This is a genomic window from Haloferax sp. S2CR25 (assembly GCF_031624535.1).
Classification (GTDB): Archaea; Halobacteriota; Halobacteria; order Halobacteriales; family Haloferacaceae; genus Haloferax; species Haloferax massiliensis.
Window position 1 is genome coordinate 1 of record NZ_JAMQOO010000012.1, and the last position, 17,110, is coordinate 17,110.

A 17,110-nucleotide genomic window follows, 5' to 3' on the forward strand; every position below is an offset into this window, starting at 1 on the left:
TCGTATCGTGGCGACCCCCGGGAAGGTGTGTCATCCCGGTGAGCGCCTGACGACCTTGGGGCCGGGGCGTTCGGTGGAAGCCGTCGGGGGGAGTGCCCCCGTGCGCTTCTTCGCATTAGTCCGAATGGCACGGTTACATAAAAGGCCGTCGAACCGGCGGCGCTTCGTCATGCGGTTTCATGCCGCGATTGCTCATAAGATGATGACAGACTGTCGGCGGGAACGATGACTCTCGAAGGAACAGATATCGCGCGACTGGAGGCCGGTCGGTCATCCCCCGCGTCGTACGTTCGGTCTGACCGGGTGTCGGTCGCGCAAGCAGACGCTGGCGGCGCTGTCTGAAAGGCGTATCGACTGCTCTCTCGGGTTGTGCTGCTACGCGTGCGTACGCACGGTAAGAATGTGAACGTCGGTCGGATTACTCGTCGAGGTGTTCGATCCCCTTCTTTGAGACGTTACCCTTGGTAATCTTCCCCTCCATCCAGCCGGGCTTGTCCTCGGGGGCGCTGCTGTTCCACGCCCACGCGTCGAAGATGTGGACCTTGTCGGTCCCCTTCTCACGAAGTCGAATCTCGACCGCGTCCGACTTCGCCTCGTCCTCGGACCCGGCGGGGTCGAGTCGTCGGGCCGCCTTGAGCGCCGCTTGTCTCGGCATGCTGCCGGAAAACACACTCGTCTCTGTACCGTCCTCCTCTCGGAGCACGAAGTTCCGCTTACCGTCCTCGCGTACCATGATTTTCCACCTCTATGCCAATGAACCACATGGCACATGATAAATATATCGCCGGATTTCGACCGACGACGCCGTGTTGCTTATAAACCCGGCCGATTTGCCGCGCCGGCGACCCCACCGAGGCGGCGGCGAGTTTCGCTGTGAGACGGTCGGGTTGCGGCGAAAATCACCACTCCACGGGCAGACGGAGACAACACTTATGTATCCCCTGCGGCGAACCAACGGATAGACCCCCAGATGGTCCGGAAAAAGAAGCTCAGTCCGAGTGGCGCCAAAGACGAGAACGGCGAGTACCACAACGTCCACGTCAACCTCCACGAAGACGAACTCGCGGTCGCCGGAATGGAGATCGGAGACGAGGTTTTCGTCCGCGTTCGGGACGGCAAAATCATCATCCAGAAAGCGGACCCAGACCAGGTCGAACACGACTTCTGAGCGCGTGACCCGTATCGTCTCGAACCAAGCCGCCGCCAGCGGAAGGCCCGACAGACAGCAATGAACCCCTACCGACTCGCCAAACCGCTCCTGTTTTCGCTCCCACCCGAGACCGCCCACCGGACCATCCACGGACTGCTCGCGACCGCTCGCGGCACCCCCGTCGAACCGCTGTTGGAGCGGCGCTACCGCGTCGACGACTCCCGGCTCGCCACGCGTGCGTTCGGCCTCGACTTCCCGAACCCGGTTGGCGTCGCGGCGGGCTTCGACAAGAACGCCGAGATACCCACCGTCCTCTCGGCGCTCGGCTTCGGCCACGTCGAGGTCGGCGGCGTCACCGCGGAGCCCCAGCCCGGAAACCCGCGCCCGCGCATGTTCCGCCTCCCCGAAGACGAGGCGCTCATCAACCGCATGGGCCTCAACAACGAGGGCGCGGACGCGGTCGGCGAGCGCCTCGCTGCCGGACCGCATCCCGACATCCCGGTCGGCGTCAACCTCGCGCTCTCGGAGGTGACGCCAACCGAGGAGGCCCCCGGCGACTACCGCTACACCTACGAGCGCGTCGCCGACGGCGCGGACTACTTCGTCGTCAACGTCTCGTGTCCCAACAGCGAGGGGTTCCGCGACCTGCAGAACCGCGACTCCCTCGAAGCGATTCTCGGGGCGCTCGTCGACGCCGGTGCCGACCCGCTCCTCGTGAAACTCTCGCCGGACCTCCCGGACCCCGCCGTGGAGGACGCGCTCGAAGTCGTCGACGACCTCGGTCTCGACGGCGTCATCGCCAGCAACACGACCACCTCGCGGCCCGACACCCTTCGGAACCCCAACCGGGCCGAGCGCGGCGGCCTCTCCGGGAAGCCCATCGAGGCCGAGGCAACGAACATGATTCGCTTCATCGCCGAGCGGACCGACGTGCCCGTCGTGGGCGTCGGCGGCGTCTCGGACGCCGAAAGCGCCTACCGGAAGATTCGCGCCGGGGCCGAGATGGTCCAACTCTACACGGGCATGGTGTACGAGGGCCCGTCTATCGCCCGCGACATCAACCGCGGCCTCCTCGACCTGCTCGACCGCGACGGCTTCGACGACGTGGCCGACGCCGTCGGGTCGGGGCTGTAGCGTCGTCCGCGAGACCGCTCACCGCGAGGTGAGAACCGACCGCCCGCGCATCGGTGTCGAACCGAAGACTAATTTTCGAGCCAGTCGCTTGACAAGACGTGCGCCCGCCCTCCACTCGTGACTCCGGCGTGCTCGCGGTCCTCGTCTCGAACGCCGTCGCGCCGCTCGGCGTCCTGTTCCTCGGTTGGGCACCTGCCGCGCTCTTCGGCGTGTTCGTCGCCGAAATCGCCGCCGTGCTGTGGTGGACGCTGGTGAAGATACCCTTCGCCGCCAAACGCCCCAACAACGGCATCGGCGACGGGGACCGACTGTTCGGCCCGTTGCAGGCCAAGCGAGGGTCGGTTTCGCTCCCCGGCCCCCTCCCGGAGTGCTACCCGCGGAACGTCCCCACGTTCCTCATCGCGGCGTTCCTGCTCGTCCCGCTCGAACTCGCCATCGCCTTCGTCGCCTTCGGCCTGATCGACCCGGTCGTCACCGACGAGGTCGCCGGACAGATTCTCCTCGGCGGCACGAGCGTGTTCGTCGGGCGGGGCGTCGAAACGGTCACCGGCTACTTCGCGGCGGGGGGCTACCGCGACCACTCCGCACGGTCGGTGTTGCTTCCCCCGTTCAAACTCCTGTTCGCCGCCGGACTGCTGATGTTCGTCTTCGGGCCGTTCGCGGTCGAACTCGAAAACGACGTGTTCCTCGTGATCCTCGTCGGCCTGAAACTCCTCTACGACCTCCGCGCGCTCCAACTCGAACGCGACGACGAAAAGCGGGGCGTCTTCTACCGCCTCTACGGGAGCGAGGAGACCGAGATAGAACCGGTTCCGGTCGAGGTGCCGGCGGAAGCGCCGACCTATCGAACCACGCCCGCTCGCGCGGTTGCTCTCACCGATGCGGCCTACCAAAGCCTCCGGTACACGGTCACCAGCGGCGTGCTGTGGTGCTACGGCGTCGCCGCCGCCCTCGTCTTCTTCGGCGCGTGGACGTTCGCGCTCGCCCCGCTCGCCCTCGCCGCCGCGTTCGGGACCCTCCGGGGAGCCTCGCGCTATCTGGCCTCCGGTCCCGTCGAGTTCCGGTGCTACGGCGACGTGCTCGTCGCCCACGACGCGCTGTTGGACGAACCCCAAGCTCGGCTCGAACGCGACGCGGTCACGGATGTCGATATCTCTGCGGACGCCGTCGACCGCCTGTTCGGCACGGAGACGGTGCGGTTCGAGACCGGCGTGGACACGAGTCCGGACGTGGGACTCACCGTTCCCGACCCCGAGGAGGCTCGCACCGACGACGCGAACGCGAACCATCCGATGACGGTTCCCCACGTCGAAGACGCGGCCGCGGTGCTGGACGCCTTCGATGGCGGTGAAACCGAGGCTGAAGCTGAGTCGGAGACGGAGACGGAATCTGAGACCGAGACCGAGGCTGAGACCGAGACACCGGTTCCGAGCCGCGACGACTGATGAGCCGCGGGCTGGGCGACCGAGTACCGAGAAAAGAACGCGAACGAAAACGACCGAGTCGCCGCCTCAGTCGGCGTGCTGGACGATGACGATGGCGTCGCCGGCTTCGAGCATGTCGCCCTCGCCGACGTACTCGCGGGACTCCTCGATGGTGAACATCTCGGGGGCGAGTTCGACGCCCGCGACGTGCATCACGCCGTCTTCGACCTCGTAGTCGTCGCTTTCGAGCGCGGCCTCGATGTCCGGGACCTGCGCGCCGTACTCGGGGCCGACGAGCGAGTAGTCGAGGTCGACGCCGGTCACGACCGACTCGATTTCGGGCTCCTCGTCGAGCAGTTCGAGCTCCTCGATGTGCATGACGCCGCTCACGTCTTCTTCGAAGCCGTGGATGTCGCCGTACACTTCGACGAGGTCGACGGAGGCGTTCATCGAGAGCTGGTTGTCGCTTTTGTACTTGCGGAGCGCGCCGACGACGGCCATCGCCGTCTCGCCGGCCGCGACGTCGGCGTCGAGGCCGAGCGGTTCGGGCCACGGCTGGTCGTGGACGCTCGCCTCGTCGTACATGTCGCGCCACAGCTCCTCCGTGACGTGCGCGAGGATGGGCGCGAAGCAGGTCAGGAACCGCTTGTGGGCGGTCTGGAGCGTGTAGGCCGCCGAGGGGTCGTCGCCCTCGCGGACGCGCTGTTTGGCGATTTCGAGGTAGTCGTCGCAGAACGTGTGCCAGAAGAAACTCCGCAGGCGGTCGCGCGCCTTCGAGAACTCGCGGTTCTCCAGTTTCTCCGTGACGAACCCGAGTTCGCGGTCGAGCGACGCCAGAAGCCAGCGGTCGATGGCCTTCAGGTCGTCGTGGTCGAACTCGGCGGGCGCGTCCTCGGTGAGGCTCTCGACGAGCTTCGAGGCGTTCCAGAGCTTCCGCATGAGCTTTTCGCCCGCGACGAGGCCCTTTTCCTGATACGGCAGGTCGTCGCCGACGGCGCTCCCGGCGGCCCAGTAGCGGGCGGCGTCGACCGGGAACTTCTCTAAGACCTCGTCGGGGGAGACGACGTTTCCGACGGACTTCGACATCTTCTCGCGGTTCTCGTCGAGGACCATCCCGTTTATCATGACGCTGTCGAACGGGACCTCGCCGGTGTGCTCGTAGCACTTGACGACCGTGTGGAACAGCCAAAAGGAGATGATGTCGTGGCCCTGCGGGCGCATGTCGAACGGGTAGAGTTCGGGCCGTTCGAGTTCCATCGCCTCCGTCTCGGGGTTCCAGTCCCAGCCGCCGTTGATGAGGGGCGTGAGCGACGAGGTCGCCCACGTGTCGAACACGTCGTCCTCGGCGGCGAACTCGTCGTGGCCGCACTCGGGACAGGCGTCGACCGGCGGGTCGTCCGAGAGCGGGTCGACCGGCAGGTCCTCGCGGTCGGCGACGACGACGTGCTCGCAGTCCTCGCAGTACCAGACGGGGAACGGAATCCCCGAGGAGCGCTGTCGGGAGATGGCCCAGTCCCACTGGAGGCCTTCTATCCAGTTTTTGTACCGCGTGAACATCTTCTCGGGGTACCAGTCCATCTGCTCGCCGGCTTCGAGGTACTCCTCGCGCTTGTCGAGCAGTTTGATGTACCACTGGTCTTTGACGAGGAACTCGACGCTCGTGCCGCACCGCTCGTGGACGTTGACCGTGTGCGTGATGGCGCGCTTGTCGAGGAGCGCCCCGGCGTCGTCGAGGTCGGAGACGATGGCCTCCCGCGCCTCGTCGGCGGAGAGCCCGGCGTAGTCGTCGGCCTCCTCGGTCATCGTGCCGGACTCGTCGATGGCGACGCGGAGCGGCAGGTCGTGGGCCTGATACCACTCGATGTCCGTCTGGTCGCCGAAGGTACAGCACATGACGAGACCCGTGCCGGTCTCCAGGTCGACGCGCTCGTCTTCGAGGATGGGAACCCGCTGTCCGAACAGCGGAACCTCCGCTTCCTGCCCGACGAGGTGCTCGTTGTCGTCGTCGTCCGGGTGGACGAAGACGGCGACGCAGGCGGGGAGCAGTTCGGGTCGCGTCGTGGAGATGACGAACGACTCCTCGGACTCGGCCACGCCGAACTCGATGTCGTGGAAGTGCGAGCCCTGCTCGTCGTCTTCGGTCTCGACCTGCGAGATTGCGGTCTCGCACTCGGGACACCAGATGGCGGGGGCGCGCTGGCGGTACTGCCGACCCTTGTCGTAGAGGTCGACGAAAGAGAGCTGGGAGACGCGCTGGACCTCGGGCGAAATCGTCTGGTACGTCTGGTCCCAGTCGATGGAGATGCCGAGGTTCTGCATCTTCTCCGTGAACTCCCCTTCGTACTCCGCGGTGACCTCGCGGCAGAGCTTCTGGAACTCGCGTCGCTCGTAGTCCTGGTGTTTGATTCCGAGTTCGTCCTCGGTCAGGAGCTCCGACGCGATGCCGTTGTCGTCGTAGCCGAACGGGAAGTACACCTCGTCGCCGCGCATCCGGTTGAACCGAGCGACGAAGTCCTGGAGGGTGAAGCCGTAGACGTGGCCCCAGTGGAGGCTCCCGGACACCGTCGGCGGCGGTGAGTCGATAGAGAAGACGGTGTCGGGGTCTACCGCACGCTCCGGGTACGCGTACAGGTCTTCGTCGACCCACCTCTCTTGCCACTTCGCCTCGACGGTTTCCGGATCGTATTCTCCGCTCGGCATTGCGTTGGCGTACCTACAGCCGGGCGGACTGTTAAACGCCTCGGTTAAGTGCCCGAGGGGACGGAATTCGGCCGCGCGAGCCGTGACTACCTACAGCACAGAAAGCGCTGACGCGAGGTCAGAGCGCAGGTCGTCGACGTGCTCGACGCCCACCGACAGCCGCAACAGCGAGTCCGAGATGCCGAGCGCGTCGCGTTCGGTCTGCGAGAGCGGCGAGTGGGTCATCGTCGCCGGGTGCTCGATGAGGCTCTCGACGCCGCCGAGGCTGACCGCCAGCGGGAACTCCCGGAGTTCGCCGAGGAACTCGGCGGTTCCGTCGAGGTCGGTGTCGAGTTCGAACGACAGCACGCCGCCGAAACCCGACTGCTGACGGGCCGCGAGGTCGTGTTGCGGATGGGACTCCAACCCCGGATACAGCACCCGCGTCACGGCCTCGTGGGAGTCGAGGAACTCGGCGATTTCCATCGCGTTGGCCTCGTGCTGGCGCATCCGTAGCGGGAGCGTCTTGATGCCCCGAAGCGTCAGATAGGAGTCGAACGGCGAGAGCATCGACCCCATCCCGACGCGCTGGAGGAAGGTAATCTCCTCCAGTACGTCCTCGCGGTCGGTGACGACCGCGCCGCCGATGGAGTCGGAGTGGCCGTTGAGATACTTCGTGGTGCTGTGGACGACCACGTCGGCTCCGAGCGACAGCGGGTTCTGGAACTGCGGGCTGAGGAAGGTGTTGTCCACGCCGAAGACCGCGTCGCCCTCGTCGGCGACGGCCGCGATGGCCTCGATGTCGCAGAGGTGCATGAGCGGGTTCGTCGGCGTCTCCATCCAGACGAGCGCCGTCTCCTCGCGCATCGCGGCCGCGACGTTCTCGGGGTCGGTGGCGTCGACGAACGACACGTCCACGTTCAGCCGGTCGGCGAACAGCCGGTTGAGCATCGTCTTCGTCCCGCCGTAGAGGTCCTCGAACGCGACGATGTGGTCGCCCGGCCGGACCACCGCGGTCATCGTCGCGGCGATGGCCGCCGTGCCGGAGACGAACGCCAGCGCGTGGTCCGCGCCTTCGAGCGCCGCGAGCCGGTGTTCCAGCGCGTTCCGCGTCGGGTTCGACAGCCGCGAGTAGAGGTACTCGCCCGCGTCGGGGTCGAGCGTCTCCAAGTCCGCGTCGGGGTCGATGCTCGGCACCGCGTAGGTCGACGAGAGGTGGACCGGAACGACGACGTCCTCGACGCCCGGAGCCGGGGCCTGCCCGCGCTCGCCGTGGGTCACCGCCAGCGTCTCGCGATGTACGTCATAATCATTCATACAAGAAAACCGACGACTCGCGTCCTAAAGGTTTCTATCGGGTTCTGACCAAATGCACGAAAAGAATTACTGTCGGTGTATAATTACCACAGATAATCAGAGGTCGAGTTACAGACCGTCAAAAAATCTGCCGGGAGCCTACGCCAGCGCCGACAGGTCGATGCTCCCACCGTTTTCCGTGACTTGCGCCGCTCGCCCGAGAGAATCTGTGTGGTGACTGACGATGGACGGCGTCCCCCCGCGGCAACGGCCCCACAATGAACTGCGGTTCCCCGATTCTTTTTATACGAAGTTGGCACACCCGGTAAGTGGAGGCGTTGCCTCCGAAGGCACCGACCGATGCTTGGGTAATCAGCCATAAATGCTCATTCGCTTCCGGGTGCCTTCTTCAGTCAACGACACACTGAGCCGCGACGTTGCGCACAGGTTCTACTCAAAAACGAGCGACTCAGTCCCTACGCCAGCGCCGACAGGTCGAATTCGAACGCCGCGACCGGCAGTTCGAGGTCGTGGTCGACGATGACCTTCGGGTGGAGTTCGCCGACGACGCCGACTTCCTCGCCGTCGATGACGACCGCGGCGGTGCGGCCGTCGATGAACGACGGGTGCTCGGTCGCGGGCGTTTCGAGGTCCGCGTCGAAGTCGCGGCAGAGCGCCGCGAGTCGGGCCTTCGCGTCCTCGTAGGTCGCGTCGTGGCGCGCGAGGACGGCCGCGACGTGGCGGGCCTCGGCGACGCGGGTGTTCTCGTCGTCGTCGCGGTGGGCCACGTGGCCGATTTCCGCGAGGTCCTGCGGGTACGCCCGGTGGGTGTTGTTCTCCAGCACCATCGTCAGCGAGGGCAGCACCCACGTCCGGAGCATGGTGTAGTCCTCGCTGTACGGCTCGGTGATGGAGGCGGGTTCGCCGCCGCCGAGGTAGTCTGAACCGACCTCGACGTCCATGCGCTCGTAGTTCTCTTCCTCCGAAATCATGTGGAAGTTGAGCAGGTCCTCGAAGCCGAGGCCGACGAGCGAGGTGCGGACGGCGTCTTCGAGTCGGGAGCGCTCGTGGCGCTGGCCGACCGTCCCCACGTCGGGGTAGCGCGGTTCGAGTTCGTTGAAGCCGTAGGCGCGGCCCACGTCGTCGACGAGGTCGAGCGGGTGGAGCACGTCGACGCGGTACGGCGGAATCGAGACCTCGTAGACGGTCTCCTCACCCAACTCGGCGTCCGCGTCGAGGCCGGAGCGCTCGAACAGGTCGATGACCTCGTCCAGCTCCAACTCGACGCCGAGGACCATCTCGATGCGGTCGTGAGAGACGTGTTTCGTCTCGACTTCGAAGTCGGGCTTCGTGACGGTGCCCGTCTCGTACTGGACCTCGACGTCCTCGATGGTCGCCCCGCGGGCGGCCAGCGCGTAGCAGATGATGTTGCACATCCGGTCGATGGTCCACTGGTCGGTGCCGGTGAGTTCGACGAGCAGGTCGCGGGAGTCCGTCGAGACCTCGGTCCGGCGGCCGTTGATGACCGGCGGGAACGAGAACAGGCCGATTTCGTCGTAGATGGCCGGATAGCGGTCGTACTCGCTCACGAGGTCGGCGTACTTCCGGCCCGTCGCGTGCTGTTCGAGCACCTCGGCGGGCGTGAGTTCGTCGTTGGAGTCGAGCGCGACGAACGTGTCGCCGTCGGGTTCGATGCCCGTGTACGTGATGGAGTTGCCGGAGGCGTTCTCCGAGAGCACGTCGCCTTTCAGCATCGTCAGGTCGTGGATGCCGATGGCTCCCTTGGCGCGCTTGCGGCCCATCGTCGCGTGGAGTTTCTCCTGCAACTGGATGAGCGAGTCGAGCGCCGCGTCGTCCAAGTCGACCCCGCGGACGACCGCGCCCGTGACGTAGGGGCGCTCGTCGGGCACGTCGTCGTCGACGACGAAGGTCCAGTCGGGGTCGTTCGTGTTCGGCACGGAGACGCCGCGGGCGTCGCCGTACTGGTAGCGAAGCGAGCGGGCGACGCCCTCGACCGACAGGCGGTCGAGGCGGTCGGGACCGAACTCCAGTTGGAACGCCCCGTCGTCGGTGACGCCCTCGAACTCCAGTCCGAGCGCGAACAGGTCGTCTTTGAACTCCTCGTTGGACTTGTCTTCGTGGCCGGTCAGGCGGCGCAGTTCGTCGGGTTGAACGTCGACTACGGGCATTACTTGAGCACCTCCGTCTCGCGGAGCAGGTCGAGGTCGCACAGCGTTCCGTGCACGTCGCGGATGTCGTCGAAGCCGTACATGAGCATCAAGAGGCGCTCTAAGGCGAGGCCCCACGCCATCACGTCGCACTCGACGCCGAGCGGGCGAAGCACCTCCTCGCGGAACATGCCGGAGTTACCGATTTCGATGAGTTCGCCCGTCTCGGGGTGTCGGCCGAACAGCTCGAACGACGGCTCCGTGTAGGGGTTGTAGTGCGGCTTGAACTGGATGTCCGTGATGCCGAAGTGGGAGTAGAACTCCTCGAAGGTGCCCATCAGGTCGCGCACCGAGAGGTCCTCGGCCATCACCCAGCCCTCGATCTGGTAGAACTCCAAGAGGTGCGTCGGGTCGAGCGTGTCGTTGCGGTACACCTTCTCGACCGAGAAGTACCGCTGTGGCGGCTCTAACTCACCGACCTCGTGGCCCGAGAGGTAGCGCATCGACAGCGACGTGGTGTGGCCGCGGAGCGCGATGGCCCGCGCGAAGTCCTCGGACCACGGCGAGTGGTAGCCGTCGCCGTCCTCGCCGACGCCGTTGAGATGGGCGTCGCGGACGTTGTCGATGAGGTCCTCGGGGATGTCCTCCATCGGCGGCACGTCGAGGGCGAAGCGGTCCCAGTGGGTGCGCGCCGGGTGGTCCTGCGGCATGAACAGACAGTCGTTAATCCAGAAGTCCGCGTCGGCGTGCGGGCCTTCCATCTCGGCGAAGCCCATGCCGGTGAGCACGTCCTTCACGCGGTCGGCGGTCTGCCGGAGGATGTGCTTTTTGCCGCCGCGGGCCTCGGGCGCGTCGGCCTCGACGTTGTACTCGGTGAACTCCACGTCCTCCCACTCGCCGGAGGTGAGCATCTCGGGGGTGAGGCGGTCGACCGTCTCGGCCGCCTCGACGCCCTCCATCAGCGCCGTGACGCCCTCGTCGGTGAGGGTGACGGCGCGGATGGTGCGCTCGTGGCGGACCACGAGGTTCCGCGATTCGAGCTGGTCGAGCACGTCGGCGGCGACGGACTCGCCCGCGGCGAGGGCCGCGAGCGCGGCGGCCTCCTCGTCGGCGTCGGGGTCGGCGTCCGCGTCGGGCGCGAGTTCGCCCGAGTCGATGGTCCCGTAGCCCTTGCGCGCGAAGTTCGACAGCGCGATGTCGACCTGCGGGCCGCCGAGGGAGGACGCGCCGATGACCTGCCCCATCGGGACCGCGTCGCCGTCGCCCGCGTCGAGCGCGGCGCGGTAGAGCCGGACCTCGGGGAGGCCCTCGTCGGCGTACTCGACGCCCTCGTCTGTCAGTTCGACGGACTCCTCCGTGGTCTCGGTGACCGAGACGAGTCCCTCGTCGCGGAGGTCGAAGACCGCGCCCGTCACCGTCTCGGGCTTCTGGTCCGTCGCCTCCGCGAGCTGTGCAATCGTTCGTTCGTCCGTGGCGCTCGCGGCGTTCAACACCGCGACCTGTGATTCCGGAAGTCGCATCTGGTTCGTTGTGGCGTTAGCCGTCTGGTGGTCGGTTAGCAGTTTCGAAGCCTCGCCGCGGTGGCGGGGCTGACCGGCGGGGTCGGTTTCGTCCGGCGGGCGCGGTGACGCCCGGCCGGAGTCCGCCGACCTCAGGCGGTCAGAAAGAAAAATCCGAACCCGTCGGTGGTCGGTTCGCTCGCTCGCGCCCCGCGTTTGGGTTCGGATGCCATGTGCGACCGATTGTGAGTGCCGACTAAAAGCGTTGCGCGTCCACTCCGAGTCAATCCGAGCGCAGATACGTTCTTGGTATCGGCCGACCGAGAGACGGCGAAGACGAATGCGAGACCTAGACGCGACTCTCTCCGCGATTCGCCTCGGCCACGAGGCGTCGCTCATCGTCAAACCCCCGCACCGCCCGGACGACAGAGACGACGTCGAGGCCGTCCTCGTCCGGGCCGCGCCGCCCTACGAGTTCGACGACGGGGAACTGACCTACCGCGTGGTCGAAGACGAAGGCGACGGAGAGCGCGCGGGCGCGACCGGCTTTCGCGTCCTCGCGTCGCGCGACGTCGCCGACCCCGTCCGCGAACTCGGCGAACTCCGCGCCGTGGTCGACATGAGCGCGTAACGCGGCGGCGGATTCTCTCAGGCCACGTTCCGCTCGCGGAGCGTCTCGCCCGACTCGAACCGGTCGAGCGACAGCGCCGACACGTCCACCTCGCAGGCGTCCTCGCCGAGGCACAGGTCGGCGACCGCCTCGCCGGTCGCGGGCGCGTGCTGGAAGCCGTGGCCCGAGAAGCCCGCGGCGACGACGAGGCCGGGTTCGGCCTCGTCCAGAATCGCGTGGTGGTCGGGCGTCACGGCGTACAGCCCGGCCCAGCCGTTTCGAATCCGCGTCTCCGGGCCGAAGTAGGCCGCGGCGTCGTCGGCCCGCTCGGTCGCCTCGACCGCCCACTCGACGTCCATCGATTCGTCGAACCGGTCGGGGTCCACGTCGGGGTCCGAGTCGGCGAAGTGCCCGCCGACGATAGCGGTCCCCTCCCGCTCCGGGCGGAAGTACGCCCCCGTGTCGAGGTCGATGGTGAGCGGGGCGTCCGCGGGGAGGTCGCCCTCGGGTTCGACGACGGCTATCTGTCGGCGGCGCGGCGCGATTGGGAGGTCGACGCCGGCGAGCGCCGCGACCCGGTCCGACCACGCGCCCGCCGCGACGACCACGGCGTCGGCGGCGAGGGGACCGTCCGGCGTCTCGGCGCGCCAGCCGCCGGTATCGGAAGCGGTCGCGGCCGCGGCCGCAGTATCGGCCGAACCGTCGTCGGAACCGCCGTCGCCGACGCGAGCGAGGTCGGTCACCGGCGTCTTCGTCCGGATATCGACGCCGGCGGCGCGGACCGCGTCCGCGTAGCCCTGTACCGCCGAGTGCGGGTCGGCGACGCCGTCCGCGGCCGAGAACGTCGCCGCGACGAACGACTCGGTTCGGAGTTCCGGGAGGTACTCGGCGGCCTCCGCGGGCGAGAGGACGCGACTCGGCGCACCGGCCTCGGTCTGCATGGCGACGTTTTCTCTGAACGCCGCGGCGGTCTCCTCGGTCCGGGCGAGAAAGAGGTAGCCCGACCGCCGGTAGTCGATGTCGACGCCGAAGTCGTCCGCGAAGGACTCCCAGACGGGGACGCTGGCGAGCGAGAGTTCGACGTTCACGCGGGTCGAGAACTGCGTCCGGATGCCGCCCGCCGCGCGACCCGTACTGCCGCCGCCGAGCGTCCCCGCCTCGCAGACGGTGACCTCGGCCCCGCGGCCGGCCAGCGCGTGGGCGCACGCGAGTCCGACGACCCCGCCGCCGACGATGAGGACGTGCATGGTCCCGTCTGATTCGCCACCGACATGAGTGTGTCTGTCACATACTGTCGAGGAACAATGTTTTCACGCGGCCGCGGAGAGTAGTCAGGGTATGGTCCGTATCCTCTCCGCCGACGCCGTCGGCGAGTTACTGTCGCTCGCAGAGCTGTTTCCGGTCGTCGAGGAGGCGTTCGTCAAGCAGGGTCGCGGCGAGGTCGAACGCCCCCCGCGACCGCACTTTCCGGTCGGTATCGACATCGACAGAGTTCGGGACGGAAACGGGAACGGCGTCGTTGGGGCGGGCTCGAAGCCGACAGGGCGGGACAGCCCGCTCGGCACCGGCCTCACCATGCCGGCGTACATCCACGGCCGCGAGGTGTACGCGACGAAACTCGCCGCCGTCCACCCGGAGAACGCCGCCCGCGGCCTCCCGACGGTGAACGCGCAGGTCGTCCTCACCGACGCGACGACCGGCCTCCCGCTCGCGCTCCTCGACGGGACCACGGTCACGAGCGCCCGCACGGGCTGTATCGGCGGCCTCGCCGCGGAGTACCTCGCGGCCGACCCGATTCGGCTCGGCGTCCTCGGCGCGGGCACGCAGGCTCGCTGGCAGAGCCGCGCCATCGCCGTCGGCTCCGCGGTCGAGTCGGTCGCGGTCTACTCCCCCAGCGACTCCCGCGAGGCGTGCGCCGCCGACCTCCGCGAGGACGGCCTCCCCGCCGAGGCCGTCGACTCGCCCGAGGCGGCCGTCTCCGGCGCGAACGTCGTCGTCACCGCGACGACCAGCGAGACGCCGGTGTTCGACGGCTCGTGGCTCGACCCCGGAACGCTCGTCGTCGCCGTCGGGGCCTACACGCCCGAGACGCGGGAACTCGACGCCGAGACGTTCGAGCGGGCCGCGCGGGTGTTCGCCGACGTGCCCGAGGAGGTTGCCGAGATTGGCGACGTGCGCGGGGCCGGCCTCGGCGAGTCCGACCTGATTCCGCTCTCGGCCGTCTTCGAGGGCGACGCCGGCCGCGACGACGCCGACGAGATTCTGGTCGTCGAGAGCGTCGGTTCGGCGGTGCTCGACGCCGCGACCGCCGAGTACCTCTACGAGAAGTCGATCGCGCGAAGCGTCGGAGAAGAAGTGGGGTTGTGAGCGACCTTGTGGGCGATGGGGAGCGTTTCCGTCCCGCTAGTGCTCGGCGGCGACCCCCCGCCGTTCGGTCTCTAAGTCGATGTCCAGCGAGTCGAGGACTTCCTCGGCCTCCTCGCGCTTTTCGTGGTGGTCTTCGAGGAACTCGCGCATCATCGTCGCCGCCTGCTCCTTGCAGCCGCCGCAGAGGCGCTCGCCGCCGACGCACTCGTCGTAGACCTCCTTGGCGAGTTCGTCGTCGTCGCCCGTCAGCAGGTAGGCGTACAGCTCGTACACCGGACACTTGTCGGCCTCGCCGCCGAGTTCGCGCTGTTCTTCGGCCGTGTCGCGGCCGCCGGTCGTCGCCGACTTCACCTTGTCGTAGCCCTCCTCGGGCGCGTCGAGAAGCGAGATGTGGCTCGCCGGAATCGACGACGACATCTTGCCGCCGGTGAGGCCGGTCATGAAGCGGTGGTAGATGGACGACGGCGGGATGAAGCCGTAGCCGCCGTGGTGGGCCTCGACCTCGCGGGCGAGTTCCTCGGCCTCGTCGACCCCCACGTCGAACGCGTCGATGTGCTGGTCGTACCGGCGCTTTTCGCCCTCGATATCCTCGATGAGTGCCTCGAACGCCTCGTCGGTCGCCTGCCGGGCGAAGAACCGAATCCGCGGGCGGAGCGGTTCCATCCCGGCGTTTTCGAGCTTCTCGACCGCCGACTCGCGGACCGACTCGGCGACGAGCACGCCGGCCGCGTCGAGGTCGGCGTCGGCGAGCCAGTCGGCCGCCTCGCCGCACCGCGGCACGTCGGGGTCCTCGGCGTACTCCTCGCGGGCATCGTGGGCGGCCGCGACCAGCGGGCGCTCGGCGTCCGCGAGTTCGAAGCTCGCGAACGCCTCGGTCACCTTGAAGAATCGCATCCGGGTGGCGAGGTCGCGGGCGAACCGGACGTGCGGGTCCTGGTCCGGGCCGACCGGGATGACCGTCGGCTTGGGGTCGTCCAACTGCGGGTAGAGGATGTCGGCCATCTGCGTGACGACCGACTGCATGTGCGAGACGTTGGTCTCGCCGTCGAAGCCGTAGATGGACTGGAACTCAGAGAAGTTGGCCTTCCCGCCGAGTTCGAACGCGAGCCGCTGGAGGCGGTCGTTGTCCGACTGTCGGTAGAGTTCGCCCTCCTCGGGGTCGAACCCGAGCGCGATGAGCGACAGCAGGTAGTCGCGGCTGTGCTCGTTGATTTCGTCCCACGGGATGCCGCGGGCGGAGTGGGCCTCCATGTCGGCGATGAGGCCGTAGGCGTCGCCGCCCTGCTGTTGATGCCAGATTATCTCGTCGAAGACGAGTTTGTGGCCGATGTGGGGGTCGCCCGTCGGCATGAACCCCGAGAGGACGGCGAAGTCGTCGCCGTTTCGCATGGCGTCGAGGACCGGCCGGTAGTCGCGGTGGCCGAAGATGACCCCGCGGCGCATCAGGTAGTGCGGGTTCGGCACCTCGTCGAGCACCTCGTCGAACTCCTCGATGCCGAACTCCTCGAACAGCTTCCGGTAGTCGGAGACGGTCGACGAGCCCCACGGGTCGAGGGCGACGTCATCTGCTCCCTCTGCTGTGCCTCCATCGGTGCGGATTCGCTCCGCGGGTTCGTCGTCTGTCATGGCGTGAGCCGACTGACCGAAAGCCAGTCTATCTCTCCGTTGTCGTCGGTCAGCGCAAAAACCATTCGCTTGCGGACCCCGCCGGCGAGGCGCACGTCGAGCGAGAGGTCCCGCGGGACGAACGTGTGGTCGGGCGCGACCACGCGCACGAGGAACTCGGAGTGCGAGAGGTCCGACACCGACTCGAACTCCGTGTAGACGCGGAAGTCCGAGCCGAACTTGAAGCCGCTCTTGGGGACCGTCTTGGCCCCCCGGAGCGCGGCGTAGACCGCGAGCCGACGGTCGAACCGGTCGCCCTCCACGTCGCGGCCGCGGGAGACCACGTCGGCCTCGTCGATGGCGAGCGCGTCGGCGCGGGCGAGGTAGGCGGCTTCGAGGAGCGACAGTTGGAGCGGGCCGCTGTCGGCGTTTCTGCCGTACAGGCGCTGGCCGAAGAAGCCGCGCTGGTAGAGGCGGTCGACGCCGTCCCAGACGAGCGCGCGGTCCGAGAGGAGTTCCGCGTCGAGGTCGGCGGGGAGGTCCTCCGCGGCCGTGCCCTCGGGGGCGTAGCCCTCGGTGTCGAAGTAGGTCAGGTCGCCGTCCTCGTCGACGATGGCGAGCACCACCTCCCCGAGCGACGAGACGGGGATGCTCTCGCGCTCGCCGACGACGCGGACGCGGTGTTCGACCTCGCCGTCCCACGGGCCTTTCCCGCGGGGGTAGACGAGGAAGTCAGCGCCCGCGGCGTCGGTGACGCCGGGCCAGCCCTCGCGAGCCGGCGAGAGGTAGAACCCGCGGTCGCGGAGGTCTTTGTAGACGACGAAGTCGAGGGTGGTCCCGGTGCGCGCGAGGAGTTCGCGCAGGCCCATCCCGTCCACGCCGTCGATGTCGTCCCGCGAGAGCAGGTGGGCGGCTTCGACGGGCGCGACCTCCAAGTCGTCGCCGCCGGTGGGCCTCCCGTAGCCGCGGGAGTCGTGGAACCGCTGTCGAGCGTCGCCCGGGAGGTGGACGACGCCGTCTTCGAGGCGTCCTTGCATACCCGAATCGCGGCGCGGCGACGACAAAGGGTCTGCGATGCCGGCGGCGCGATTCGACGGCGCGTCGGGACGGCCGCCAGCGTCGACCCGTCGCGGCCGCGGTTCCGGACGCGCTCCGCGTGGCCGGCCGTGTCGCCAGCG

The 17,110-nt window shown here is 67.8% G+C and carries 13 protein-coding genes; 5 read left to right on the plus strand and 8 right to left on the minus strand.

Annotation, left to right across the window (positions count from 1 at the left end):
• Positions 1-418 precede the first annotated feature (418 nt).
• A complete protein-coding gene (locus tag NDI65_RS19205) occupies positions 419-733 on the minus strand; it encodes a non-histone chromosomal MC1 family protein (protein WP_089777048.1) in 315 nt (104 codons plus the stop codon).
• Positions 734-970: 237 nt separating this feature from the next.
• On the opposite strand from NDI65_RS19205, the gene NDI65_RS19210 reads away from it, so the two are divergent.
• The 3 genes from NDI65_RS19210 (at position 971) to NDI65_RS19220 (ending at position 3,729) form a co-directional block, all read left to right on the plus strand.
• Positions 971-1,168, plus strand: coding sequence for a hypothetical protein (locus NDI65_RS19210; protein WP_004044784.1), 198 nt, complete (start codon positions 971-973; stop codon positions 1,166-1,168).
• A 60-nt stretch (positions 1,169-1,228) separates the two neighbouring features.
• Positions 1,229-2,284: a quinone-dependent dihydroorotate dehydrogenase gene (locus NDI65_RS19215; protein WP_089777049.1), complete on the plus strand. Its 1,056-nt coding sequence runs from the start codon at positions 1,229-1,231 to the stop codon at positions 2,282-2,284.
• Positions 2,285-2,382: 98 nt separating this feature from the next.
• Positions 2,383-3,729: a DUF6498-containing protein gene (locus tag NDI65_RS19220; RefSeq protein WP_226908683.1), complete on the plus strand. Its 1,347-nt coding sequence runs from the start codon at positions 2,383-2,385 to the stop codon at positions 3,727-3,729.
• Positions 3,730-3,795: 66 nt separating this feature from the next.
• Here NDI65_RS19220 and NDI65_RS19225 read toward each other — a convergent pair whose 3' ends face one another.
• The 4 genes from NDI65_RS19225 to NDI65_RS19240 form a co-directional block, all read right to left on the minus strand.
• Positions 3,796-6,408 carry a valine--tRNA ligase gene (locus NDI65_RS19225; protein WP_089777050.1) on the minus strand — a complete coding sequence of 871 codons (2,613 nt, stop codon included), beginning with the start codon at positions 6,406-6,408 and terminating at the stop codon, positions 3,796-3,798.
• A gap of 90 nt (positions 6,409-6,498) precedes the next feature.
• Positions 6,499-7,704: a PLP-dependent aspartate aminotransferase family protein gene (locus tag NDI65_RS19230; protein ID WP_089777051.1), complete on the minus strand. Its 1,206-nt coding sequence runs from the start codon at positions 7,702-7,704 to the stop codon at positions 6,499-6,501.
• Between the two features lie 455 nt (positions 7,705-8,159).
• On the minus strand, positions 8,160-9,872 hold the full coding sequence (pheT, locus tag NDI65_RS19235; protein ID WP_089777052.1) for a phenylalanine--tRNA ligase subunit beta: 1,713 nt from the start codon (positions 9,870-9,872) through the stop codon (positions 8,160-8,162).
• Positions 9,872-11,371 carry a phenylalanine--tRNA ligase subunit alpha gene (locus NDI65_RS19240; RefSeq protein ID WP_310894117.1) on the minus strand — a complete coding sequence of 500 codons (1,500 nt, stop codon included), beginning with the start codon at positions 11,369-11,371 and terminating at the stop codon, positions 9,872-9,874. The genes pheT and NDI65_RS19240 overlap by 1 nt, the downstream gene beginning before the upstream one ends.
• Positions 11,372-11,690: 319 nt before the next feature.
• On the opposite strand from NDI65_RS19240, the gene NDI65_RS19245 reads away from it, so the two are divergent.
• Positions 11,691-11,981 (plus strand): hypothetical protein, encoded by a 291-nt coding sequence (locus NDI65_RS19245; RefSeq protein ID WP_089777053.1) that lies wholly within the window; start codon positions 11,691-11,693, stop codon positions 11,979-11,981.
• A gap of 17 nt (positions 11,982-11,998) precedes the next feature.
• Here the strand turns inward: NDI65_RS19245 and NDI65_RS19250 are convergent, their stop codons facing one another.
• Positions 11,999-13,207 (minus strand): FAD-dependent oxidoreductase, encoded by a 1,209-nt coding sequence (locus NDI65_RS19250; RefSeq protein WP_310894118.1) that lies wholly within the window; start codon positions 13,205-13,207, stop codon positions 11,999-12,001.
• Between the two features lie 91 nt (positions 13,208-13,298).
• Between NDI65_RS19250 and NDI65_RS19255 the strand changes: the two genes are divergently transcribed.
• Entirely contained in the window at positions 13,299-14,327 is a 1,029-nt protein-coding gene (locus tag NDI65_RS19255) for an ornithine cyclodeaminase family protein (protein WP_310894119.1), read from the plus strand.
• A gap of 36 nt (positions 14,328-14,363) precedes the next feature.
• Here the strand turns inward: NDI65_RS19255 and NDI65_RS19260 are convergent, their stop codons facing one another.
• Together NDI65_RS19260 and endA are read right to left on the minus strand one after the other, a co-directional pair.
• Positions 14,364-15,953 carry a tryptophan--tRNA ligase gene (locus NDI65_RS19260; RefSeq protein ID WP_089777056.1) on the minus strand — a complete coding sequence of 530 codons (1,590 nt, stop codon included), beginning with the start codon at positions 15,951-15,953 and terminating at the stop codon, positions 14,364-14,366.
• Positions 15,950-16,969, minus strand: a complete 1,020-nt coding sequence (gene endA / locus NDI65_RS19265; protein WP_310894120.1) for a tRNA-intron lyase — start codon at positions 16,967-16,969, stop codon at positions 15,950-15,952. The genes NDI65_RS19260 and endA overlap by 4 nt, the downstream gene beginning before the upstream one ends.
• Between the last annotated feature and the right edge of the window lie 141 nt (positions 16,970-17,110).